At 53.3% G+C, this 15,847-nt stretch carries 15 protein-coding genes; 11 read left to right on the top strand and 4 right to left on the bottom strand.

The genetic code is table 11. The annotated features are described in order from the left end of the window. Nucleotides 1-174: 174 nt before the first annotated feature. The 3 genes from ectA (at nucleotide 175) to HZS80_RS02760 (ending at nucleotide 2,611) form a co-directional block, all read left to right on the top strand. Nucleotides 175-753, top strand: a complete 579-nt coding sequence (ectA, locus tag HZS80_RS02770) for a diaminobutyrate acetyltransferase (protein WP_008957963.1) — start codon at nucleotides 175-177, stop codon at nucleotides 751-753. A 109-nt stretch (nucleotides 754-862) separates the two neighbouring features. Next, nucleotides 863-2,131, top strand: a complete 1,269-nt coding sequence (gene ectB / locus HZS80_RS02765) for a diaminobutyrate--2-oxoglutarate transaminase (RefSeq protein ID WP_179915112.1) — start codon at nucleotides 863-865, stop codon at nucleotides 2,129-2,131. Nucleotides 2,132-2,221: 90 nt separating this feature from the next. Beyond that, nucleotides 2,222-2,611 carry an ectoine synthase gene (locus tag HZS80_RS02760; RefSeq protein ID WP_008957961.1) on the top strand — a complete coding sequence of 130 codons (390 nt, stop codon included), beginning with the start codon at nucleotides 2,222-2,224 and terminating at the stop codon, nucleotides 2,609-2,611. Between the two features lie 103 nt (nucleotides 2,612-2,714). Here the strand turns inward: HZS80_RS02760 and HZS80_RS02755 are convergent, their stop codons facing one another. Next, nucleotides 2,715-3,251: a DUF3833 domain-containing protein gene (locus HZS80_RS02755; RefSeq protein WP_179915111.1), complete on the bottom strand. Its 537-nt coding sequence runs from the start codon at nucleotides 3,249-3,251 to the stop codon at nucleotides 2,715-2,717. 227 nt (nucleotides 3,252-3,478) lie between these two features. Here HZS80_RS02755 and HZS80_RS02750 point away from each other — a divergent pair, with 227 nt between their 5' ends. From HZS80_RS02750 to yidD, 6 genes are read left to right on the top strand one after another with little or no spacing between them, the layout of a single operon-like run. Continuing rightward, nucleotides 3,479-4,315: an ATP-dependent zinc protease family protein gene (locus HZS80_RS02750; RefSeq protein WP_179915110.1), complete on the top strand. Its 837-nt coding sequence runs from the start codon at nucleotides 3,479-3,481 to the stop codon at nucleotides 4,313-4,315. A gap of 38 nt (nucleotides 4,316-4,353) precedes the next feature. Further along, nucleotides 4,354-5,877, top strand: coding sequence for an inactive transglutaminase family protein (locus HZS80_RS02745; RefSeq protein WP_179915109.1), 1,524 nt, complete (start codon nucleotides 4,354-4,356; stop codon nucleotides 5,875-5,877). Further along, nucleotides 5,874-6,872: an alpha-L-glutamate ligase-like protein gene (locus HZS80_RS02740; RefSeq protein ID WP_179915108.1), complete on the top strand. Its 999-nt coding sequence runs from the start codon at nucleotides 5,874-5,876 to the stop codon at nucleotides 6,870-6,872. Before HZS80_RS02745 ends, HZS80_RS02740 begins: the two co-directional genes overlap by 4 nt. Nucleotides 6,873-6,928: 56 nt before the next feature. Next, nucleotides 6,929-7,375 (top strand): transcriptional repressor, encoded by a 447-nt coding sequence (locus HZS80_RS02735; RefSeq protein WP_179915107.1) that lies wholly within the window; start codon nucleotides 6,929-6,931, stop codon nucleotides 7,373-7,375. Nucleotides 7,376-7,379: 4 nt separating this feature from the next. Further along, nucleotides 7,380-7,850 (top strand): phosphoribosyl-AMP cyclohydrolase, encoded by a 471-nt coding sequence (gene hisI / locus HZS80_RS02730; RefSeq protein ID WP_179915106.1) that lies wholly within the window; start codon nucleotides 7,380-7,382, stop codon nucleotides 7,848-7,850. Nucleotides 7,851-7,867: 17 nt separating this feature from the next. Continuing rightward, on the top strand, nucleotides 7,868-8,200 hold the full coding sequence (gene yidD, locus HZS80_RS02725) for a membrane protein insertion efficiency factor YidD (RefSeq protein WP_179915209.1): 333 nt from the start codon (nucleotides 7,868-7,870) through the stop codon (nucleotides 8,198-8,200). A 9-nt stretch (nucleotides 8,201-8,209) separates the two neighbouring features. Here yidD and HZS80_RS02720 read toward each other — a convergent pair whose 3' ends face one another. Further along, the gene (locus HZS80_RS02720) at nucleotides 8,210-8,626 is read right to left on the bottom strand and encodes a SufE family protein (protein WP_179915105.1); all 417 of its coding nucleotides are present in this window, start codon (nucleotides 8,624-8,626) and stop codon (nucleotides 8,210-8,212) included. A gap of 61 nt (nucleotides 8,627-8,687) precedes the next feature. Next, nucleotides 8,688-9,851 (bottom strand): tyrosine-type recombinase/integrase, encoded by a 1,164-nt coding sequence (locus HZS80_RS02715; protein ID WP_246361689.1) that lies wholly within the window; start codon nucleotides 9,849-9,851, stop codon nucleotides 8,688-8,690. A gap of 240 nt (nucleotides 9,852-10,091) precedes the next feature. On the opposite strand from HZS80_RS02715, the gene HZS80_RS02710 reads away from it, so the two are divergent. Next, nucleotides 10,092-11,141 carry a DNA-binding protein gene (locus HZS80_RS02710; RefSeq protein WP_035558169.1) on the top strand — a complete coding sequence of 350 codons (1,050 nt, stop codon included), beginning with the start codon at nucleotides 10,092-10,094 and terminating at the stop codon, nucleotides 11,139-11,141. A gap of 93 nt (nucleotides 11,142-11,234) precedes the next feature. On the opposite strand, the gene nfuA is transcribed toward HZS80_RS02710, so the two are convergent. Next, complete coding sequence (nfuA, locus tag HZS80_RS02705) at nucleotides 11,235-11,858, bottom strand: Fe-S biogenesis protein NfuA (RefSeq protein ID WP_035558166.1); 624 nt, start codon at nucleotides 11,856-11,858, stop codon at nucleotides 11,235-11,237. Nucleotides 11,859-12,151: 293 nt separating this feature from the next. Between nfuA and metH the strand changes: the two genes are divergently transcribed. Further along, nucleotides 12,152-15,847 carry a methionine synthase gene (gene metH, locus HZS80_RS02700; protein WP_179915103.1) on the top strand — a complete coding sequence of 1,232 codons (3,696 nt, stop codon included), beginning with the start codon at nucleotides 12,152-12,154 and terminating at the stop codon, nucleotides 15,845-15,847.

Genomic DNA, 15,847 nt, shown 5'->3' with positions numbered 1-15,847 from the left:
CGAGTTGGGCTATTCTAAACCAGTAACGACGGATCTGAGCGCGAGCAGATAGCTAACAAGTCGCCTCTCATAACAAAAAATTATGGAAAGTAGGGTGGTGAATAATATGGCTTTTGAATTGCTCATAATCAGCTGTTATAATGATCATCAAATTCGCTACAGCGAAGCATAACTATGAGTACGCCCATACAACCGTTTACCCCCTCTGCGGACTTGGCCAGGCCTACAGTGGCCGATGCCGTCGTTGGTCATGCAGAGACACCGCTGTTTATTCGCAAACCTAATGCGGATGATGGCTGGGGCGTATACGAGCTTATCAAAGCCTGCCCGCCGCTGGATGTGAATTCTGCCTACGCCTATTTGTTACTCGCTACACAGTTTCGTGATACCTGTGCAGTCGCTACCAATGAAGAGGGTGAAATCGTTGGTTTTGTATCGGGCTATGTGAAGGATAATGCCCCGGATACTTATTTCTTATGGCAGGTGGCCGTCGGCGAAAAAGCACGCGGTACGGGGCTTGCGCGCCGCTTGGTCGAGGCGATTATGTCCCGCCCCGAGCTTGATGATGTGCATCACCTTGAAACTACGATTACGCCAGACAATCTAGCCTCTTGGGGCTTATTTCGTCGCTTGGCCGCGCGCTGGCATGCGCCGCTCAATAGCCGCGAATATTTCTCTACCGAACAGCTCGGAGGGGAGCATGACCCGGAAAACCTGGTTCGTATCGGTCCGTTCCAAACAGACCGAATCTAATACGTGCATTTAATTGTCAATAGCATGTAGTGAACATACTGTTTTTCCCGCTCATGTTGCTCCGGGCTAGCAACGCCTAATGGCATAATGATTGACCAAGGAGGTCGCAATGCAGACCCAGACGCTTGAACGCATGGAATCCAATGTACGTACTTATTCTCGTTCATTCCCGGTGGTGTTTACCAAAGCGCAAAATGCGCGCCTAACCGATGAGAACGGCCGTGAGTACATTGATTTCCTCGCCGGCGCGGGCACGCTTAACTACGGCCACAATAATCCGCACATGAAGCAGGCAATGATTGATTACCTGTCAACGGACGGTGTTGTGCACGGTCTGGACATGTGGACCAATGCCAAGCGCGATTATTTAGAAACGCTTGAAGAAGTAATCTTCAAGCCACGCGGTCTTGACTATAAAGTACATCTACCGGGGCCGACTGGCACCAACGCTGTCGAAGCCGCTATTCGTCTGGCCCGTGTTGCTAAAGGCCGTCACAACATCGTGACGTTCACCAATGGCTTCCACGGTGTAACGATGGGCGCTTTGGCTACCACCGGTAACCGTAAGTTCCGTGAAGCCACGGGGGGTATCCCGACGCAGGGTGCCAGCTTCCTGCCCTATGATGGCTACATGGGCGAGCATACCGACACGCTGGATTACTTTGAAAAACTGCTGGGCGACAAATCCGGCGGCCTGGACGTTCCAGCTGGTGTTATTATTGAGACCGTGCAAGGCGAGGGCGGTATCAACGTGGCAGGCCTGGAGTGGCTGAAGCGTCTGGAAAGTATTTGCCGAGCCCATGATATTCTGCTGATTATCGATGATATCCAAGCAGGATGTGGTCGTACCGGCAAGTTCTTCAGCTTTGAGCATGCAGGCATTACGCCTGACATCATTACCAACTCGAAGTCACTCTCTGGCTTTGGTCTGCCATTTGCGCATGTGTTGATGCGTCCAGAGCTGGATAAGTGGAAACCGGGTCAATATAACGGCACCTTCCGTGGCTTCAGCTTAGCAATGGTGACAGCGACCGCAGCATTAAAAAAATATTGGACCAACGATACCTTTGAGCGTGATGTTCAGCGCAAAGGGCGTATTGTAGAAGAGCGTTTCCAGAAGCTTGCGGCACTGCTGACTGAGAGCGGAATACCTGCCACTGAACGTGGTCGTGGTCTGATGCGCGGCATTGACGTGGTATCGGGAGATATCGCGGATAAAATTACCAGCAAAGCTTTTGAGCACGGCTTAATAATTGAAACCAGTGGTCAGGACGGTGAAGTCGTGAAGTGCCTGTGCCCACTGACCATCAGCGATGAAGACCTGCTGAAAGGTCTGGATATTCTGGAAATGTGCGTGAAAGCTGTTGCTAGCGAGTAATTTGGCGTTAGGATAAAGCGTAAACTCACACCTGTTTCTTTAGGGAACTGCGGCTGGTAATCGCTAGCCGCTATGCTATGGAGTACTTCTATGATCGTTCGTAATCTCGAAGAAGCGCGCAAAACAGAACGCCTAGTTACCGCTGAAAATGGTAATTGGGACAGCACGCGTCTTGTTTTGGCCAATGATAACGCTGGTTTCTCGTTCCACATTACCCGCATTTTCCCCGGTACTGAGACCCACATTCATTACAAAAACCACTACGAAGCGGTGTTTTGCTATGAAGGTGAAGGCGAGGTGGAAACCCTGGCCGACGGTAAAATCTGGCCGATCAAAGCAGGCGATATTTATCTTTTAGATCAGCATGATGAGCACCTGCTACGCGGTAAAGAAAAAGGAATGACGGTTGCTTGTGTCTTCACACCGCCGATTACCGGCAACGAAGTCCACCAGGAAGACGGTTCATACGCAGCAGAATAGAAAACGCTATTTAGAAAGCAGTTAAAAAAGCGTCAGCATGAGATGAAAAAAGCAGCCTGCTAAATAGCGGGCTGCTTTTTTAGCTAGATGACGAGCTTTGTTACTAATGACCTGTTTTCTCAAAGACTAGCGTGATTTCACCCAGTGTTAAGCCGAATTTTCGCATAGCCGTTCGATTGATCAAGCGGCCATCCGGTTGCAGGTACATCCAATCATCCATGGTGAACGTAATCATTCGCCCGTCGATAGCAATCTCTAACGGGTATCGCATATGGAAAACATGACCATATTGACGAGCGTCAACGTGATCCTTCACGTCGCTGGCGGTGCCAACCCAGTGATGCACGTCGATACGTTCAAACGTCCATACACGTCGGTCGGTTTCACCATCTGAAAACATGAAGGACTCATCCAGCGTTAGTGTGTCGGCCTCGTAAGTGCCCTGGATTTCCACCGTGAAGCGGCGCTGTACCTCACCAGAATAATCCTGCACCATGCCCCAGGCTCGCGTAGTCCCTGTAAAGTACTCGGCAATATCCAAGCGGGGCTCTGAATCAGCGTAATCTTCGATATCAACACCCACACAGCCAGCCAGCAGGAAGAGCAGTGTGAAAAAGCTTATGCGCAGGGAGCGGGTCATGGAGATATTTCCTATATTGAAATGGAAGCTGGTACAACTATGGTAAAGTATTTCCATAGCATAGAGCACCTAAGTGGCTGTGGCTACTGGGCACCTCTGGGTTCGCTTAATATATATTATGTTAAATAAGGTAAATTGTGTGTCTGAATAATCGTGATGACGTTGGACACTCGTCGCCCATCTCCTTATTATTCCCTCCACCTATTTGTCCAAGGATATCTCTCGTTATGCGCCCAGGTGTTTTGTGGCTAATAGCTAGCTTGTCGCTTTCAATCGCAGGCTGTGCAGCAACCCAGCCAGAAACTAATGAACCGCCTCCCCTAAGCGAAGCGTCTTTCAATACTCGTATCCTTGAATTAGAAAGCCAATTGGCGCAGCAATGCGACACCCGTTCTGAGCTTCAGACACGCCAACTTGATCAGCAGCAGGTACTCACTGCCGACGTACGTGAAGTCGGTAGTTTGTTGCGTTCGCTACGCCAAGATGTCCAGCAGTTAGAAGCCCGTGGTGAAGAACCTGTCATCATCCGCGAAGAGTGTGAAGTTGATGAGACGCTAAGCACGAAAACGCTACTGGGTCGTAGTGAATGGGTTGGTTTTCCAAGCCTGGGTACCTACCTCAAGGCGCGAGTCGATTCAGGAGCTAATACCTCATCGCTGTCGGCCGACGAAATCACCCGCTTCGAGCGTGACGGTGAAGACTGGGTGCGTTTCAAACTAGCGCTAAACGACGACGATGTGGCCGTTGAGTCACAGCGTGATGAATGGGTAGAGGCGCCTATTGTTCGTCGGGTTCGTATTCTTCAAGCTTCTGGTGAAGAATCCCGCCCGGTTATTTCATTATTAATGACGTTGGGACCTATCCGCGAAAACGTCGAGTTCACGCTGAATGACCGCTCACATTTAGAGTATCCAGTGCTACTGGGTCGGCGCTTCTTAATGGATATCGCGGTAATAGACGTCGCCGATACTTACTTACATGACCGTCCCGAGTTTCCTGGTGGCGAGCCAGCCGATCAAGCTGCTGAAGATGAAGCAGTTGATGACGACGATACAGAAGAGTAACTGCTCTCCCCTGGCGCTTTACGTAGAAAGGAATCTCCATGTCACGGTTAATGTTTTATATTATTGTCGGCTTGCTGTTGGTCGCGGGTATTGCCACCAGCATACATCGCCATGTGCAGTTTGAAATCCCCTGGTTACCCGGTGAACAACGCCAAGTCTGGGAGATTGAAGCGGGCATAAACTTCAATGCTCAAGATGGTCCTGTGCAAGTCGATTTGGCGCTGCCTTCTCATCAGGCTGGCTATCGGGTATTAACCGAAAATACAGCATCGTCAGGGTATGGCTTGGCCTACCAAGCAGATGAGCTAGGCCGTACCGCGCAGTGGACGATTCGCGAAGCGGCTGGCAGCCAAACGCTATATTACTCTGTTCAAATGCTGGTATCGCAAGATGCCCGAGCACCGGCGCAAACGCCGCCTGAAATGACCCCAATAACGCCATGGGAAAGCCCTTATGACACGGCGGCTAGCCAGCTGATCGAACAAGCCTGGGCTCGCAGCGCCAATAACGCGACGTTTGCCCGGGAACTGATCCGAGACGTGAATGGTGAGCGTCAGGGTGAGAACGCGCGTCTTCTGTTATCTCAGGAAAACCCAGCAGCGCTGGTGGTCCGCTTGCTCAACCAAGCGGGTGTATTAGCGCGCGAAGTAAGCGGCCTGCTATTGGAAGATGGACGTCGCCGCCAAACACTTAGTAGTTGGATTCAAGTGTTTGACGAGTCTGGTGAGCAGTGGGCCATTTTTCATCCGCTGACAGGCGAGCAAGGCAAACCCGAAAACCTACTGTTGTGGGAAACGGGTGGTCGAGCTGTTTTAGAAGTACAAGGTGGCACCAACTCCCGGGCTACCTTCTCAATGATGACCCACGATCAGCCGGCTTCAGCCGCGGTGCGCAATCACTATTCCGAAGACACGCTGCTGAATTTCTCCATTCATAGTCTGCCGTTGGAAGAACAGGCGCTATTCCAAACTATCTTGCTGATTCCCATTGGTGCGTTAATGGTGGTGTTTTTGCGTGTGCTAGTGGGCATCAAAACGTCCGGGACCTTTATGCCGGTGTTGATCGCCCTCGCCTTCATTCAAACCACCCTTCCCACGGGTTTGATTGGCTTCCTGCTTATCGTCGCGGTCGGGCTGATTATCCGTAACTATCTCTCTTACTTGAACTTGCTGTTGGTGGCCAGGGTCTCCGCGGTCATCATCACGGTGATCGCGATCATTTCTATCTTTACTGTACTGGCCTATCGCATGGGGCTGAGTGCTGGCTTAACGATTACCTTTTTCCCGATGATCATCCTTGCATGGACTATTGAGCGGATGTCGATTTTATGGGAAGAAGAAGGTCCTAAACAGGTATTGATCCAAGGTGGCGGCAGCTTGATCACCGCCGTCCTTGCCTATCTGGCGATGAACAATCCCTGGGTACGCCATATCACGTTTAACTTCTTAGGCGTGCAGTTGATACTCATGGCGTTGATCTTGCTACTGGGTAATTACACTGGTTACCGACTGTTAGAGTTACGCCGCTTTAAGCCAATTACTGATGATGAGAAACCATCATGAGTTGGTTCAACAACTGGACGTGGCCCACGCGCTTGCGTGATAAAGGCATCATTGGCATGAACCGGCGTAATATCCGCTACATTGGCCGTTATAACAGCCGCCGACTCTATCCCTTGGTGGACGATAAACTTAAGACCAAACTGCTTGCCCAGCAGTATGGGATAACGTCGCCAGAACTGATCGGCACTGTGACCACTCAGTTCGGGGTTAAGCATATCGGCGAAATGCTCACGGGCCATCCAGGCTTTGTTATCAAGCCTGCTAAAGGTAGCGGCGGCAAAGGGATTTTGGTAATTGAAAAGGTCGAAGATAATACTTTTATAAAGCCAAGTGGTGCCAAGCTAACCCTCACCGATGTTGAGCGACACGTTTCTAATATTCTTTCCGGCCTCTACTCATTGGGCGGCTCGCCCGATGTGGCGGTGATTGAGACGCTGATCAATTTTGACGAAAGCTTGATGGATTACACCTACGAGGGAGTGCCCGATATCCGGGTGATCGTCTTTAAGGGCTATCCCGTTATGGCCATGATGCGGCTTTCCACCGCTGCCTCTGATGGTAAGGCAAACTTGCACCAGGGCGCCGTGGGGGTGGGGCTAAACATTGCAACGGGGGCTGCATTACGCGCCGTTCAGTTTGACCGGCCCTGCTTTAGTCATCCCGATACAGGCCACGACTTGGCAAGTTTAGTGGTACCTCAGTGGGAAACGCTGCTGAATCTGGCGGCTGGCTGTTATGAAATGACCGGCCTGGGGTATCTCGGTACCGATATGGTGTTGGATCGCAAGCATGGGCCAATGCTGCTTGAGCTGAATGCACGCCCCGGCCTAGCCATTCAAATGACCAATGGGGAAGGTTTGCGCCGCCGTTTGGATCTAATTGAGCGGCAGCCGGATGGCGTGCCTGCCAAACAGCGTGTTGCCTTTTGCCAGCACCATTTCGCGCGGCAAAGTGAGCTGGTAGAAAGCCCTGACACCACCTCTTCCAACGCGTAGACTGGCTATAAGAGCCTATTACGAGAGCCTGGCTAACCACGTTCAACGAGTTGCCCATGACCCAAGCGAATACACTACTGCAGCAGGCGGAGTCTCAATGTCATCTTCGCGGCGTCCGATTCACCCCTATCCGCCGGCGTGTACTGGAAATGATTGCCGAAAATGGCGGCGGGCTAAAAGCCTATGATCTGCTCGATAAGCTCTCTACTGAGCACGCGGCCGCCCGGCCCCCGACGGTTTATCGCGCGCTTGAGTTCTTAATTGATCAAGGGCTAGTGCATCGGATTGAGTCGCAGAATTCCTATGTAGCTTGCGCTTGCCCAGAACATGCCCACGGCTTTCAGCTGCTGATTTGTCGCCACTGCGGTTATGTTGAAGAGCTGCATTTAGACGAGATCAGTGACCAACTGGCAGCACTGGCAAGTCGTCAGGGCTTTAATGTTGAGCGCCAAACCATTGAGCTCCAAGGGTTCTGCCAGGATTGTCGAACAGCTAGCGAGTAAATTTATGTCCCGTTTTGATCAAGTCGCGCCGGATGCCCTCTTCAAACAGCTTGAGCGCGCCACCCCCGAAGATAGCCTGCCCGCTGTTGCTACTCTGCTAGCAGCAGTGCGTTTCAATACCGATGGGTTGATCCCTGCCATTGCCCAGCAACATGATTCGAAAGAAGTCTTGATGATGGCATGGATGAATCGCCAGGCGCTTGAAGAGACGCTAACCACTCAGCGGGTCTGTTACTACTCGCGCTCACGGGGAAAATTGTGGCGCAAAGGTGAGTCATCGGGCCAGCAGCAGCTGCTTGTTTCTGCTGCGCTAGATTGCGATGGTGATACGCTGTTGTTGCAGGTCGAGCAAACGGGGCCTGCTTGCCACACCGGGCGGCGTAGCTGTTTCTATATTGCCGTGGATGGAGAGCAGGCCTCAATTACCAGCAAGCCGCTGATTGATCCTGACGATCTGTACGGCAAAAAAACCTAGTTCTGCCTATGCAAGCTATGACTCGGTTAATATCAGCCCTGCGCTCAGGTTCGCGCTGGGTATTGATGAAGGTGATGATTGGCTGCGTTAGAGTCTATCAATATACGCTTAGCCCCCTTTTAGGCCCACGCTGCCGCTTCTGGCCAAGCTGTTCGTCCTACACGATTGAAGCGATTCAGGTGCATGGGCCAATAAAAGGCGGCTGGATGGCCGTAAGGCGGATCGTTAAGTGCCACCCAGGCAATCCTGGCGGTATGGATCCAGTACCCGGCGGCCGCAGCGAACAGCTTTGCCAAGAGGATGATGAGAAAGCATCGTCGCCCTCTTGCTGTGATCATCACCCTCGCTAGCTTGTTAGCCTACTTCTGCTGCGCTACTGCGTAGATCTTCTCCAGCATGGCGTGCAAGCCGTTGCTGCGCGTGGGTGAAAGGTGTTTATCCAGCCCCAAATCGGTCAAGAAGTGTGGCTCGGTGGCACGAATTTCAGCCGCTGTGCGCTCGCTATAAATACGCAGCAATACGGCAATCAGGCCGGATACGATAGCGGCATCAGACGTTGCCTTGAACACCAGCTTGTCTCCCTCCTCCTCATGGCGCATCCACACGTTTGACTGACAGCCCTGAATTTTAAGCTCCTCGATCTTCCACTCTTCTGGAAAGTCAGGCAGCTGCTTACCCATGTCGATAATGTACTGATAACGATCCATCCAGTTATCAAATATCTCGAAATCTTCGATCAGCTCTTGCTGGGCCTGTTCGGCGCCGGAAGTGCTCATGCTATTTCCTTCTCTATTGGAATTGGCTTGGTCTTGGCGACTGACATTTTGAGTCATTGGATTACTCGCTGTGACCATTATAACGGCTCGAAGGTGTCTTGAGGGAGGTTGTGTCGGAAACAGTCAATCGATGTCGCTGCTGTTCAAGATGCCACTCGTTGTCTTCGCTATGGAGATAGCGTGAGGTGGTGTCGAGGCGCGCGTGTCGCGCGCTTTCGGCCAGATGGCGCAGGCTAATGCCCGATTGAGCCTGATGGGTGATCGATGTGTGCCTTAACCAGTGCGGCGTTGCCTGGTTAAGCGCGGTCACATGTTCCGCTGCTCCGTCGATATCTTCAAGTGCTTGTGCCGCCTGCTGAAACGTTGCGCGAATAAGCCGATAAAGCTGGTTATGGCCCAGGCCACGCTGTCCATCCAGAGCGCGAAGCACCGGTGCCTCAGCTTCAAACTGCTCAGGGTATTCAGACAATCCCAACACATGGCGCCACTGGCGCAGACAATCCAGCATATCGTCAGGCAGCGGAATGCGCGCCATCTTGTTTCCCTTGCCCACTACATGCCACCACCAGCGCCCTTCGCTACGCTGAAAATCCCCCATGCGCGCATCGGCCATCTCGCTAAGGCGCGGTGCCAGCAAATAGGCAAAGCCAAAGATAAAGCGCCGTCGTGCATGTTCAAAACGGGCACGACTGCCCTCCCCAGCCTCTAACGGGCTATTCAGCCACTCCCACAGCCACGCCCACAAATCACTTTCCAAATAGCGCTCAACACGCGGCGTTTGATTACTCAGGCGTCGCGATTTATCGCGCATCAAGCGAAACGGATTGTGGTTAACCCAGCCTGCTTCTACCAACCAAGCAAACATACCTTGCAGTATCACCAGGCTTTGACGGCGGCTAGCAGGAGACAAGGCACCACGAAATGGTCGCCATGCTGGATGGGAGCGTGGCTTTGAAGGCCCAACCCACTGCTCGCTTGGTTGTGGGTCAGCGAGAAAGGCTTCAAAGCGGCGCAGGTTTTCGCGGTTGATATCGGCCAGCGTGTGCCCCTGGCTGGCGAGCCAGAGCAGCAACCGCTCCGCTTCGCGACGGTACGCTTTCCAGGTTTGTGGACTATCCACGTACTCTTCAAGCCATGCGGTCACTGCCTGGGCATCGTTTTGGGCGCTAATACGTCCGCCCCTCGGCGACTCTTTCAATATCTGTAGTTGACCAGTGGGTGTCATAACTTCGTTCGCCATGCCCGTCCCTACTCTCTTCTTTTAGCCGGTTTTTGGATTCTCTTACCTTAAGTGTGCCTCTGTAGTCATATAAATTCAAGATAATACGGGTAATCTTGAAATTATGGGCAATATCATAAATAATTTTACGTATTACATAATACGTAATTATTGCCTTTTGAATCATTAATGCCGACAATGCGACGACAAATCCCGTAAGAAAAGCCCGCAAGGAAGGAGCGCTTCATGGCCCGCAACGGCATTCAGTACAGCGATGTGCAACAAGCAATAGATGCCCTGCTGGCTCGCGGCGACACGCCCAGCGTGCAGCGCATCCGCGATGTGCTGGGCACCGGTAGCTTCACTACGATTAGTGATCACTTTCGCCAGTGGCGCAGCGAGCGGGAGCAAAATCGCGACGTGCCGCCGCCCAAGGGTGTGCCGGAAGTCGTGGTAACCATGGCTAGCGAGCTATGGCGCGAGGCCCAGGAGGTAGCGAATCAAGCGCTGCTCCACTATCGCGAAGATGCCAATCGCCAGGTTGCAGACGCCCAGCAGCTCGCAGAAGATGCAAAACAGCAGGCCGCTAACGCCGAGCAGCGCGAAAGCGCCCTCGCCGAGCACTTGCGTCATATGGAGCAGCGCATGGAGGCGTTAAACCGGGAATTAGCTGCGAGTCAAACCAGTGAGCACCACTGGCACCAGCTTGCTGAAGCGTCACACAGTGAAGTCAATCAACTGAAGCAGGCGCAACAGCAGCTAAAGAGTCAGCTAGAGGCGCAGCGTGATACGCATAGCCAAGCCCTTAGTGAGCAGCAGGTGGCGTGGGAGCAGCGGCTGGCACAAGAAGAGCAGCGTCATGAGGCAGCGGAAGGCAGACTAATGGCGATGCTGGATAGTGCTCAACAGGCACGCGCCCAGGAGGAGAAGAGTTACCAAAAACGCCATCTGCAGTCTGAGCAGCGTGTGGAAACATTAAGTCAGGAGCTAAAAACAAAGCAGCAGGCCCTGCATCAGCTGCAGCTGGAAGGCAACGAACGCGAGCAACGGCTTAGTGGCCAGATGCAACAAATCACATCGCTTGAAAAGCAGTTGAAGGCGCTTACCCTACAGCTGAATGAGTCGAAGGTGGCGCTCAAGAAGCAGGCCCAACAGCATGCCGATCGCGAAACCGAGCTACAGCAAGCGTGGCAAGAGAAGTTGTGGAACCGTATGGAGGCGTTGCAAACACAGCTAACGGCGCTTCCCGACGCGCTTTCACATCAGAGTGCCAAGGGTAATGAACCAGAACAGTGATCAAAGCTGCGTTCTTAAAAGACAGGTCTTAAAACGGAGAATATAAAGAAGCCCAGCTGTTAAAGGCTGGGCTTTTGGTGCGATACCGTTAGTTTAACGGTAGTAAGCGTTGGTCGTATCGGTATGGTCGGTGACGTCGCGAATGCCGGCAAGCTCGGGAATACGCTCCATCAGGGTTTTCTCAACGCCATCTTTCAGCGTTAAATCGACCGCTGCACAGCCCTGGCAACCACCGCCAAAGGCTAATACCGCATACTGCTGCTCGGTGAGCTCAACAAGCTTTATTTCACCGCCATGGGCCGCCAGCCCAGGATTGATCTCGCTGTAAAGCACGTAGTTGATACGGTCTTCAAGGGGACTATCCGCATTGACCTTCGGCATTTTGGCGTTGGGTGCTTTGATCGTCAGCTGACCACCCATGCGGTCGGCGTTGAAATCCACCACCGCTTCTTCCAAAAAGGCCAAGCTGTTTTTGTCGAGAAATACATTGATTTTCTCGAGCTCCAGCGTGACATCGGTAGGCTCTTCTTCGCCGGGACGGCAGTAAGCCAAACACGTTTCCGCGTAGGGTGTACCCGGCTGGGTAATGAAAATGCGTACGGCAATACCCTCAACGTTCTGCTTTTCCAGCAGTTCTGCCAAGTATTCCTGCGCGCTGTCTGTGATATCAATACCTTGGGTATCGATTTTAGTATCTGCTTCGCTAGTCGTGGTCATGAGGGCTGTCTTCCTCCCGTGGTAGTGGCGGCGCCACTTCACATGTCATTTGTGTCTATGGTAAGCAAAACAGCGCGCTGACACAATCCCGACTGTTTTAGTCGGCTATTTTAAACAGCTCTTTTTACGAGCGACTATTAATTATCTTTCCTTATCTTGCGTATAGCCTCCGTAGGGGCGCCTTTTGCCATCCCTTTTGTTATCATTATGCGCCTTATAACGACAGATGCTGCTTTTTCCGACGATAACAACATCCCCTTTGACGACTGTGACGCTGGAGAACTCCCCCTGCCATGGCTGATAGTGCTTTGATCGCAACCCTCACCCAACGCCTTGCCCAACGTATCCTGATTCTGGATGGCGGCATGGGCACCATGTTGCAGAATGCCCAGTTGAGCGAGGAAGATTTTCGCGGCGAACGGTTTAGCGACTGGCCCTCGGATCTCAAAGGCAATAATGATCTGCTCGCGCTTACCTGCCCCGAAGTGGTCACGCGGATTCACCGTGACTATCTGGAAGCCGGTGCCGACATTATTGAGACCAACACCTTTAATAGCACTCAGCTGTCACAGTCTGATTACGGCATGGAATCGCTGGTGGTTGAGCTTAACCGCGAATCAGCACGCCTTGCTCGCGAGGTGTGTGATGCAGTGGCCGCTGAAACCGGCGTGCCCCGCTATGTTGCCGGTGTGTTAGGCCCCACCTCGCGCACCGCGTCGCTATCGCCGGATGTAAATGATCCCGCTAAGCGTAACGTCACCTTTGATGAGCTGCGCGAGAACTACTATGAAGCCGCCGAAGCGCTGATTGCAGGCGGTGCCGATCTAATCATGATCGAAACCATCTTCGATACGCTTAACGCCAAGGCAGCGATCTATGCCCTGGAAGAGCTATTCGATGACCGCGGTGAGCGCTTACCGGTAATGATCTCCGGCACCATTACCGATGCCTCTGGCCGCACGCTTTCGGGTCAAACCACAGAAGCGTTCTGGAATTCGGTACGCCATGCTCAGCCGCTGTCGGTGGGTTTGAACTGCGCCCTGGGCGCCGAGGAGCTACGTCCTTACCTAGAAGAGCTCTCTACCAAAGCCGATACCTTTGTCTCCGCCCACCCCAACGCGGGGCTGCCCAACGAGTTTGGTGAGTACGACCAAACACCGGAAGAGATGTCGGAGATCGTAAGCGAGTTTGCCGCCAGTGGCCTGGTCAATATTATCGGCGGCTGCTGTGGCTCCACGCCTGAGCACATTCGCGCCATTGCTGATTCTGTTCGCGATATGGCGCCTCGGGTCATTCCTGAGCGCAGCCGCGCCTGCCGTTTATCCGGTCTAGAGCCGTTCAACATTGAGGCTGACTCGCTGTTCGTCAACGTCGGCGAGCGCACCAACGTCACCGGCTCGGCGCGCTTTAAGCGCTTGATAGTAGAAGAGGACTTCACCACGGCGTTAGAGGTCGCCCTGGAGCAAGTCGAAAGCGGTGCGCAAGTCATCGATATCAATATGGACGAGGGCATGCTCGAGTCCAAGGAAGCCATGGAGCGCTTTCTAAACCTGATCGCTGGCGAGCCGGATATCGCCCGGGTACCGATTATGATCGACTCCTCCAAGTGGGAGATCATCGAAGCGGGCCTGAAGTGTGTCCAGGGCAAGGCGGTGGTGAACTCCATTTCGCTTAAAGAGGGCGAAGCCGCCTTCCGCGAACAGGCGACCAAGTGCCGCCGCTTTGGCGCTGCCATTGTCGTAATGGCCTTTGATGAAGATGGCCAGGCAGATACCTTCGCCCGCAAAACCGAAATTTGTCAGCGCGCCTATCGCCTGCTGGTGGATGAGATCGGCTTCCCCGCGGAAGACATTATCTTTGACCCCAATATCTTTGCCATCGCCACCGGCATTGAGGAGCACAACAACTACGCGGTCGACTTTATCGAAGCGACTCAGTGGATTCGCGACAACCTGCCCCACGCAATGATCTCGGGTGGTGTGTCTAACGTCTCGTTCTCGTTCCGTGGCAACAACCCAGTACGCGAAGCGATTCACTCGGCGTTCCTTTACCATGCGATCCGCGCGGGCCTTTCCATGGGTATCGTCAACGCGGGCCAGCTCGCCGTTTATGACGACCTCCCCGCCGAGCTACGCGACGCAGTAGAGGATGTGGTGCTCAATCGCCGCAGCGACGGCACCGAGCGCTTGCTGGATATTGCCGATAAGTATAAAGGCGACGGTAGCGGTGCAGCTAAAAAAGAGGATCTTGAGTGGCGTAGCTGGCCGGTCAATAAGCGCATTGAACACGCGCTGGTAAAAGGCATCACCGTTTATATCGAAGATGATACCGAACAGGCCCGCGCTGAGGCCGAACGCCCCATTGAGGTTATCGAAGGCCCCTTGATGGACGGCATGAATGTGGTCGGCGACCTGTTTGGTGATGGCAAGATGTTCTTGCCGCAGGTGGTTAAGTCCGCGCGAGTGATGAAACAGGCCGTCGCCTACCTGATCCCGTATATCGAAGCCGAGAAGAGCGAAGAGACCAAAGCCAAAGGTAAAATCGTCATGGCCACGGTCAAAGGCGATGTTCACGATATCGGCAAAAATATCGTCGGCGTGGTGTTGCAGTGTAATAACTACGAAGTGATTGATCTGGGCGTTATGGTCGCCGCCGACAAAATCTTACAGGCGGCCAAAGATCACAACGCCGATATTATCGGTCTTTCGGGCCTGATTACCCCGTCGCTGGATGAAATGGTGCACGTCGCCAAAGAGATGCAGCGCCGCGGCATGGATCTACCGCTGCTAATTGGCGGTGCCACCACCTCTAAAGCGCATACCGCGGTCAAAATCGAACCGCAGTATGAGCATCCGGTGATTTATGTGACCGACGCCTCCCGGGCCGTTGGCGTAGCGGGCAAATTATTGACGCCTGCTTTAAAAACACCTTACGTCGCCGAAATCCGTGAAGAGTACGAAAAGGTTCGCGAGCGTAACGCCAAGCGCCGCCCCAAAGCAGCGGATCTTGACTACACTCAGGCGCGCAAGCGGCGTTTTCGCACCGACTGGAACAACCACACCCCCGCCGAGCCCAATATGTTGGGGTTAAAAACCTTCGATGATTACGATCTGGAAGAACTGATCGAACGCATCGACTGGACGCCGTTCTTTATGAGCTGGCAGCTAGCGGGCAAGTATCCCAAAATTCTTGATGACAAGGTCGTCGGCGAAGCCGCTCGCAACCTGTTTGAAGATGCCAAGGTAATGCTGCGCAAGTTGGTTGAAGAGAAGCGCGTGCAGGCACGCGGCGTAATCGGCCTGTGGCCCGCCAATAGCGTGGATGATGACGTGATCGAAGTGTATGCCGACGAGTCGCGCAGCGAAGTGATTGAACGCCTCTTTCATATTCGTCAGCAAACGACGAAAGGACGCGACGGTATTTGCTACAGTCTGGCTGATTTCATTGCCCCAAAAGAGAGCGGCAAAGGCGACTGGATTGGCGGCTTCGCGGTCACTACGGGCCACGGCGTTCATGAGCTATCCAAAGCTTATGAGGCCGCTGGCGACGACTACAATGCGATTATGGTGCAGGCATTGACGGATCGCCTTGCGGAAGCCTTCGCCGAGCGCATGCACGAACGGGTGCGCAAAGAGTTTTGGGGCTATGTGCCGGAAGAAACGCTGGACAACGATGCCTTGATCGCCGAGAAATACCAGGGTATCCGCCCCGCGCCTGGCTACCCCGCCTGCCCGGATCACACCGAGAAAGCCACGCTATTCCGGTTGCTTGATGCCACTGAAAATACCGGTCTGGCGTTGACCGAAAACTTCGCCATGTGGCCAGCGGCGGCGGTTTCCGGCTGGTACTTTGCGCACCCACAGTCGAAGTACTTCTCCACCGGTAAAATCACCCGCGATCAGGTTGAGGCCATCGCCGCACGTAAGCAGATGCCCCTTGAGGAAATGGAGCGCTGGCTCTCACCGGTGCTCTCCTACGACCCGAGCTGA

The sequence above is a fragment of the Vreelandella glaciei genome (genome assembly GCF_013415125.1).
GTDB lineage: Bacteria > Pseudomonadota > Gammaproteobacteria > Pseudomonadales > Halomonadaceae > Vreelandella > Vreelandella glaciei.
The sequence above is the reverse complement of the archived record's forward strand: the minus strand, read 5'-3'. Positions and strand labels throughout refer to the sequence as shown.